This is a genomic window from Neoaquamicrobium microcysteis (assembly GCF_008180155.1).
In the GTDB taxonomy this organism is placed as follows: Bacteria; Pseudomonadota; Alphaproteobacteria; order Rhizobiales; family Rhizobiaceae; genus Aerobium; species Aerobium microcysteis.
This window is the reverse complement of the sequence record NZ_VSZS01000027.1, coordinates 1-1,037: the sequence shown is the minus strand read 5'-3', so window position 1 is coordinate 1,037 and position 1,037 is coordinate 1. Positions and strand designations below refer to the sequence as shown.

Here is a 1,037-nt window from a genome sequence, read left to right as displayed (position 1 = left end):
TGTCCGGCGTCAGCACTGATGGGACCAAATCGGCTTAACTGAGAACGGAGGATTTCTGGTTCATCGTAGCCTTTCAAAGGAGCGAAGATGAGACAGAAATCCGGAACCGGGAAAGCGCCGGCAGAGCAGGTCATCAAAGACATCCGCCGCGCAACCCGCAAGCAATATTCGGCCGAGGAGAAGATCCGCATCGTGCTGGAGGGCTTGCGCGGCGAAGAGTCGATCGCGGCGCTGTGCCGGCGCGAGGGGATCGCGGAGAGCCTTTATTACACCTGGTCGAAGGAATTCCTGGAAGCCGGCAAGAAGCGGCTTGCCGGGGATACGGCGCGCGCCGCCACCAGCGACGAGGTGAAGGTTCTGCGCAAGGAGGCGCGCGATCTCAAGGAGGTCGTCGCCGAGCAGGCGCTGGAACTGCGGATTCTTAAAAAAAGCATGATTGCGGATGGGGGCGACGACGAATGAGATACCCCGCATCCGAGAAGCTGGAGATCATTCGGCTCGTCGAGCAGTCGCATCTGTCGGCGCGGCGCACGCTGCAAAAACTCGGTATTCCGCGCTCGACCTTCAATCGCTGGTATGACCGTTTCCTGGCCGGCGGTGTCGATGCGCTGGAGGATCGCAGGCCCCGGCCGAACCGGGTCTGGAACCGCATCCCCGAGGAGAAACGCGATCAGATCATTGAGCTGGCGTTGAACGAGCCGGAGCTGTCGCCACGGGAACTGGCGGTCACCTTCACCGACACGAGGGGCTACTTCGTCTCGGAATCCTCAGTCTATCGCCTGCTCAAGGCCCACGACCTGATCACCAGCCCCGCCTTCATCGTCATCAAGGCCGCCGATGAGTTCCACGACAAGACGACGGCGCCCAACCAGTTGTGGCAGACCGACTTTACCTACTTGAAGGTGATCGGCTGGGGCTGGTTCTATCTGTCGACCGTGCTCGACGACTTCTCTCGCTACATCATCGCCTGGAAGCTGTGCACCACGATGAAGGCCGAGGACGTCACCGACACGCTGACCATCGCGCTGCAGGCTTCT

1 pseudogene is annotated in these 1,037 nt (G+C 60.8%); it reads left to right on the top strand.

Annotated elements, in window-relative coordinates:
- Nucleotides 1–87 precede the first annotated feature (87 nt).
- A pseudogene (locus FY036_RS00095) lies at nucleotides 88–1,037 on the top strand (helix-turn-helix domain-containing protein); the annotation flags it as partial.